The following is a 7,029-nucleotide window of genomic DNA, read 5'->3' as shown; positions in this document are numbered from 1 at the left end:
CTCAAGCGAGCCCAGGACGGGTACGACGACACGGGTGCCGTGCCTGGGGGCGCAGCCCCCAGGGATGGGACGGGTAGGGGCGGCGGGGGCGAGAAACACCCCCCACCCAAGCCCCAACTCTTCTCCAAACCCCTACCCCCCCACCAACACCCCCCGCCACCATGTCCACATGACGGCCTCTACCCAACCCCCCAGCCAGTCCCCCTCCCCTTCCCCCTCCCGAGCCACCTCCTTCAACACAGCCGCATCCCAGTACGCCCAAAACCGCCCGTCCTACCCACCCGCCCTACTCGACGCAATAGAACACCTGGCCGCCCACCCCCTCACCGGCTCCCGCGTCGCAGACATCGGCGCCGGCACCGGCATCTCCACCGCCCTCCTCCACGCCCACGGCGCCCACGTGATCGCCGTCGAACCCGGCGACGGCATGGCAGCCCAGTTCCGCCGCACCCTCCCCGACGTCCCGATCGTCCGAGGCAACGGCAACGCCCTCCCCCTGGCCGACGCCTCCGTGGACTTCCTCACGTACGCCCAGTCCTGGCACTGGACCGACCCGGACCACGCGATCCCGGAGGCCCTCCGCGTCCTGCGCCCGGGCGGCGCACTCGCCCTGTGGTGGAACACGTACGCCATGAACATCCCCTGGATCGCCGCCCAGGCGAACCGCATCCAGTACTTCTTCGGCATAGACACGGCCCTGGAGCAGCACAGCGCCCACCTCCGCGCAGCGGACCCCTCGGGCCGCCTCGACTTCGCCCGCCGTCAGCTCCGCTGGAGCCGCCGGGTCACGATCGACACCCACCTGGCCAACCTCGGCAGCCACTCGCTCTTCCTGGTCCACGACAAGGAGGAAGCCGCGGCCTTCCTGACCGAGGAACGCAACCTCCTGCTCAAGCTCTTCCCGTCCGAAACGCTCGAAGAGACCTACGACGTAGACCTACTGGTAGCGAAAACCTCAGCCCCCACCACCTGACCCGCCCCCGGCACCCGCACCCTGATCCACCCCCCGCCCTCGCCCCCGCCCGGCAACCCACCCCTCCAAAGCCGCCGCACACGCATGATCCACATGCCGAAGCCCACCCAACTCCAGCCGAACCTCACACCCCCGAGGCAACGCCTCCAACGCGTCCAGCAACTTGGGCAACCGCAAGAACGTCGCATGCCCGACGACCCGTACGACAACAACACCGTCACTGCTGTCACCACCGTCAAGGCCGTCGCCCTGCTCTCCCGCCTCCACCTCCACATGCACATGACTGATATCCCAGGCGACCTTCCCCACGGCCAGCGCAAGCCCGACCACCACCCCGGCGATCAAATTCCCCACGACAACGGCCCCGGCCGTCACCACCAGCACCACCGCCTCCCCCCGATGCCCCCGCCATAACACCCCCACCTCCCGCACAGGCACCAACCCGCACCCGGCACAGACAAGCAGCCCGGCCAGCGCGGCCACGGGAATCACCCCGAGCACCCCCGGCACGACCACCGCGAAACCCAGCAGCCACACCCCATGCAGCACCCGTGACACCTTCGTACGAGCCCCGGCCTCGATATTCGCCGCACTCCGTACGATCACCGCGGTCATCGGCAACGCCCCGAGCACCCCGCACACCGCGTTCCCGGCCCCCTGCGCCACTAACTCCCGGTCGTAGTCGGTCCGCGCCCCCTGATGAAGCCGATCGACGGCCGCCGCACCGAACAACGACTCCGCGGACGCGATCAGGGCGAAGGCGACGACCGTCCCGATCACCCCCACCTCCGCGAGCCGCCCGAAATCCGCCGCCTCAGGCACTCGTACGGCGGCCAGCAGCCCCCGCACCTCGACCCGCCGCACATCCAGGTCGAACCCCCAGGTCACCCCCGCCGCGAGCACCACCGCCACCAACGGCCCGGGTACCAGCCGCGTCCCCCACGCCCAACGCCGCCACAGCAGCAGTACGGCGATGGTGCCGCCCCCTACGGCCAACGCCACGGGATCCGCGTCCCCGGGCAGCGAGACCAGCCCGCCCACCTTCCCGAGCGCACTCGCGGGCGCGCTCACGTCACCGAGGGCGTACACCTGCCCGGCGACCAGCACGATCCCGATCCCGGCGAGCATCCCCTGGACGACGGCCACGGACACCGCCCGGAACCACCGCCCGAGCCGCAACGCCCCCAGCCCGACCTGCACCACCCCGGCCGCGAACACGACCACACCGAGCACTTCGAGCCCGTACGTCCGCACGGCCTCGTACACCAGCACGGTCAGCCCCGCCGCCGGCCCGCTCACCTGAAGGCTGCTCCCGGGCAGGGCCCCCGCGACCAGCCCACCGACGATCCCGGTCACCAGCCCCAGCTCGGCGGGCACACCGGAGGCGACGGCGACGCCCACGCACAACGGCAGCGCGACGAGAAAGACGACGAGAGAAGCGAGCAGATCGGCCTTGCGCACACGAAGGCGCATGACGAATACACCTCCGACAGCGAACGGAAGCGGGGCGGCGGAGCGGGCGGAGCGGTACGGCGAATGAATCCCATTGTCGGCAAGTCGGACAGGCACAGCACCCACATCGCACGGCTCCCGGCCGAGAACCGGAGTCAAAGGAAGCCCCGGGAGTCACCCGAACCGGAGGCCCCTCCTCCGATCACCCCACCACGCGCCTGCGCCCCCACCCGCTCGACGCACCACCTTGACGAGCCGCCGAACGACTAGCATTATTCATCGCATGATGAATTACAGCGACCCCCCTCCTGGAAGGGCCGTCGAAGCCGTCCGGGCCGAAGCCCTCACCGTCGTACGAGGAACCCGAACCGTCCTGCGTGCCCTCGACTTCACCGTCCCGCGCGGCCAGATCACCGGCTTGCTGGGCCCCTCGGGCTGCGGAAAGTCGACCCTGATGCGCGCGATCGTCGGCACCCAGGCCAAGGTCACCGGCACCCTGGAGGTCCTCGGCCACCCGGCCGGCCACGCGACCCTCCGCAACCGCATCGGTTACGTGACCCAGGCCCCGTCGGTCTACGACGACCTGACGGTCCGCCAGAACCTCGCCTACTTCGCCGCGATCCTCGACCCCGGCCGCGCGGCCGCCGACCGCCGCCACGAGAACGTCCCCCGCGCCATCGCCGACGTCGACCTCACCACCCACGCCGAGACCCTGGCGGGCAACCTCTCCGGCGGCCAGCGCAGCCGTGTCTCCCTGGCGGTGGCCCTCCTCGGCGCCCCCGAACTCCTGGTCCTGGACGAGCCGACAGTGGGCCTGGATCCGGTCCTCCGCCGCGACCTGTGGGCCCTCTTCCACACGATCGCGACGACCCGCGGAGCGACGTTCCTGATCTCCTCCCACGTCATGGACGAGGCCGAACGCTGCCACCGCCTCCTCCTCATGCGCGCCGGCGAACTCCTGGCCGACGACACCCCGGAGGCCCTGCGCACCCGAACGGCGACGGAGACGGTGGAAGAGGCGTTCCTGCACTTGGTGGACGAAGCAAAGAAGCCGCAGACAGAGCAGACAGAGCAAACAAAGAGGAAGCAGCCCCAGTAATGACCACCTCAACGGCCACCCCGACGCCCACCCGCCCCCGCCCCCGTCCCCGAACAACGGCCCTGAACGCCTCCCGAACGACAGCCACGGCAGCCCGGGTCCTGGCCCAACTCCGCCACGACCCACGCACCATCGCGATGCTGATCGTGCTCCCGAGCCTGCTCCTGTTCCTCCTCCGCTATGTCTTCGACGGCAGCGAGCGCACGTTCGACGGCATCGGAGCGTCGCTCCTAGGGATCTTCCCTCTGATCACGATGTTCCTGGTGACCTCGATCGCCACCCTCCGCGAACGCACCTCGGGCACCCTCGAACGCCTCCTGGCCATGCCCCTCGGCAAGGGCGACCTCATCGCCGGCTACGCCCTGGCCTTCGGAATCCTGGCCATCATCCAGTCGGCTCTGGCCACCGGCCTGGCGGTCTGGCTCCTGGGCCTGGACGTGACGGGCTCACCCTGGCTCCTCCTCCTGGTGGCCCTCCTCGACGCCCTCCTGGGCACGGCCCTGGGCCTCTTCGTCTCGGCCTTCGCGTCGTCGGAATTCCAGGCGGTCCAGTTCATGCCGGCGGTGATCTTCCCCCAACTCCTCCTCTGCGGCCTCTTCACCCCCCGCTCCGAGATGCACCCGATCCTGGAGGGAATCTCGAACGTCCTCCCCATGTCCTACGCGGTGGACGGCATGAACGAGGTCCTCACCCACACAGAAATCACCACCAACTTCGTACGAGACACCCTGATCGTCGCAACCTGCGCCCTACTGGTCCTGACCCTGGGAGCAGCAACCCTCCGCCGCCGAACCGTCTAGCCCGTCAGGGGGCTGGGGGCACAGCCCCCAGAGGATGGGAACGGGTAGGGGCGGCGGGGGCGAGAAAAATCCCCAGACATCCCGCCCACCGGACACCAACCCCACCCCACACCCCCCAATGCGAGGATGACCCCGGACGACGCAACCCCCGGAGGGCACCGCACCATGACCCAGAAAGTCGCAGTCCTAGGCACCGGCAAAATCGGCGAAGCCCTGCTCAGCGGAATGATCCGAGCCGGCTGGGCCCCCGCCGACCTCCTGGTCACCGCCCGCCGCCCGGAACGAGCCGAAGAACTCCGCACCCGCTACGGAGTGACCCCGGTCACGAACCCCGAGGCCGCCAAGATCGCCGACACCCTGATCCTCACGGTCAAACCGCAGGACATGGGCACCCTCCTCGACGAACTCGCCCCCCACGTCCCCGCCGACCGCCTGGTCATCAGCGGAGCCGCCGGCATCACCACCACCTCCATCGAGGCCCGCCTCACCACCGGCACCCCGGTCGTCCGAGTGATGACGAACACCCCGGCCCTGGTCGACGAGGCCATGTCGGTCATCTCCGCCGGCAGCCACGCCACCGCCGACCACCTCGCCCACACCGAGGAGATCTTCGGCGCCGTCGGCAAGACACTCCGCGTCCCCGAGTCCCAGCAGGACGCCTGCACCGCACTCTCCGGCTCGGGCCCGGCGTACTTCTTCTACCTGGTCGAGGCCATGACGGACGCCGGCATCCTGCTCGGCCTGCCCCGCGACAAGGCCCACGACCTGATCGTCCAGTCCGCGATCGGCGCCGCCGTGATGCTCCGCGACAGCGGCGAACACCCGGTGAAGCTCCGCGAGAACGTCACGTCCCCCGCGGGCACCACGATCAACGCCATCCGTGAACTCGAGAACCACGGCGTACGAGCCGCCCTCATCGCCGCGCTGGAAGCAGCCCGAGACCGCAGCCGAGCCCTGGCCTCGGGCAACAACACCTGACGCCTACCGAGGCCCCGCGCCCACCACAGCCCCGGAAGCAGCGGGCAGCAGCCCGATCGCACGATAGGCGGCATCAACGGTGGGCCGGGCCATGGCCCGCGCCCGCTCGGCCCCGTCCCGCAGCACCCCCTCCACGAACGCGGGATCGGCACACAACTCCCTGTGCCGGTTCTGCACGGGCCGAAGAACCTCGACCACGGCCTCCGCGGTGTCCCGCTTCAAGTCCCCGTACGACGCGTACGCACCCCCCAACTCCACCGGATCCCCACCGGTACAAGCGGCCAGAATCTCCAGCAGATTCGAGACGCCGGGCCGCCCCTCCCGGTCGTACACGACATCCCGCCCACTGTCGGTCACGGCCCGCATGACCTTCTTCCGCACCACGTCGGGCTCATCGAGCAGATAGACGATCCCCGGCCCGACGTCGTCGCTCTTCCCCATCTTCGACATCGGCTCCTGCAGGTTCATGACCCGCGCCCCCACCGCCGGACGCGTGGCCCGCGGCACCACGAACGTATGCCCGTACCGCTGGTTGAACCGCACAGCCAGATCCCGGGTCAGCTCGACATGCTGCGCCTGATCGTCCCCGACGGGCACCTCGTCGGCCCCGTACGCCAGGATGTCCGCCGCCATCAGCACGGGATACGTCAGCAACGACAGCCGCACACTCCCACCCCGAGCCCGCTCCCGCGCCGCCTTCTCCTTGTACTGGATCATCCGCCGCATCTCCCCATCAGAAGCGACGCACTCCAGCACGTACGACAGCCGCGTGTGCTCGTCCACATGACTCTGTACGAACACGGTGCACAGCTCCGGATCGAGCCCCGATGCCAGCAGCAGCGTCGCCGCCTGCCGACTGAGCCGACGCACGCGCGCCGGATCGTGGTCCACGGTCAGCGCGTGCAGATCGACGATGCAGAACAGGGCGTCGGCCTGGTGCTGGTCCACCGCGGCCCACCGCCGCATGGCCCCCAGGTAGTTCCCCAACGTCAGATGCCCGGTCGGCTTGATCCCACTGAAGACCCGCGTCATCTCTTCCCCATCTCCTGGTCTGCTGGTCGAGACCACCGCACCCGGCCGGCCGACCCCTCAGGAGGGAGAAACAAGAACGGCCGCCGAGGCGGCGGCCGTTGAGTACATACGTGTGTACGGCCGCCGTCAGGCGGCCCACCACTGCTGGGTGCACGTATGCGTAGTCATGAGCACGAGAGTACGCCGCAGGGGCCCCCTCCGACACCGAGTTGACACACCTCAGGCCCGTACGTAGTGTTCTCCGAGTTGTCCGACGTGAGCGCCGACCCCGGTCGGTCCCCGGACAGCCATTCCGCAGGTACCAAGCAACGGTCGACGACCTGTCGTCTCGCCGTTGGCGTGTCATTGGCATGCGTATTCGCGAAATGAGGAATCCGCGTTCGAAAGGACGCACCCCCCGATTAGCTCGGGGGCAGGGAATCCGCTAAAGTCTCACTCGTCGGAACGGCCCAACGGCCGGGAAGACAAGCCCCGCTGACTGGGAATCAGGCCCGAAAGGATCTGATAGAGTCGGAGTCGCCGGAAAGGGAAACGCGAAAGCGGAAACCTGGAAAGCACCGAGGAAATCGGATCCGGAAACGGTCTGATAGAGTCGGAAACGCAAGACCAGAAAGAAATAGCAGGACCGAAGGGAAACTGCCCGGAGGAAAGCCCGAGAGGGTGAGTACGAAGGAAGCGTCCGTTCCTTGAGAACT

6 protein-coding genes are annotated in these 7,029 nt (G+C 68.9%); 4 read left to right on the top strand and 2 right to left on the bottom strand.

The window, feature by feature from the left end:
- Nucleotides 1-169: 169 nt before the first annotated feature.
- Complete coding sequence (locus ACWCRB_RS48195; RefSeq protein WP_451002123.1) at nt 170-973, top strand: class I SAM-dependent methyltransferase; 804 nt, start codon at nt 170-172, stop codon at nt 971-973.
- On the opposite strand, the gene ACWCRB_RS48190 is transcribed toward ACWCRB_RS48195, so the two are convergent.
- On the bottom strand, nt 956-2,446 hold the full coding sequence (locus ACWCRB_RS48190) for a SulP family inorganic anion transporter (RefSeq protein WP_451002122.1): 1,491 nt from the start codon (nt 2,444-2,446) through the stop codon (nt 956-958). The genes ACWCRB_RS48195 and ACWCRB_RS48190 overlap by 18 nt on opposite strands.
- Before the next feature lie 262 nt (nt 2,447-2,708).
- Here ACWCRB_RS48190 and ACWCRB_RS48185 point away from each other — a divergent pair, with 262 nt between their 5' ends.
- The 3 genes from ACWCRB_RS48185 to proC all read left to right on the top strand — a co-directional run bounded on the left by ACWCRB_RS48185 (nt 2,709) and on the right by proC (nt 5,302).
- Nucleotides 2,709-3,524: an ABC transporter ATP-binding protein gene (locus tag ACWCRB_RS48185; protein ID WP_451002121.1), complete on the top strand. Its 816-nt coding sequence runs from the start codon at nt 2,709-2,711 to the stop codon at nt 3,522-3,524.
- Nucleotides 3,524-4,324 (top strand): ABC transporter permease, encoded by an 801-nt coding sequence (locus ACWCRB_RS48180; protein ID WP_451002120.1) that lies wholly within the window; start codon nt 3,524-3,526, stop codon nt 4,322-4,324. Before ACWCRB_RS48185 ends, ACWCRB_RS48180 begins: the two co-directional genes overlap by 1 nt.
- Nucleotides 4,325-4,489: 165 nt before the next feature.
- Entirely contained in the window at nt 4,490-5,302 is an 813-nt protein-coding gene (gene proC, locus ACWCRB_RS48175; RefSeq protein ID WP_235475854.1) for a pyrroline-5-carboxylate reductase, read from the top strand.
- Between the two features lie 3 nt (nt 5,303-5,305).
- On the opposite strand, the gene trpS is transcribed toward proC, so the two are convergent.
- Entirely contained in the window at nt 5,306-6,334 is a 1,029-nt protein-coding gene (gene trpS, locus ACWCRB_RS48170; RefSeq protein WP_451002119.1) for a tryptophan--tRNA ligase, read from the bottom strand.
- Nucleotides 6,335-7,029: the final 695 nt, after the last annotated feature.

The organism is Streptomyces sp. NPDC002156 (assembly GCF_053593675.1).
This window is presented reverse-complemented; position numbering and strand designations above follow the sequence as displayed.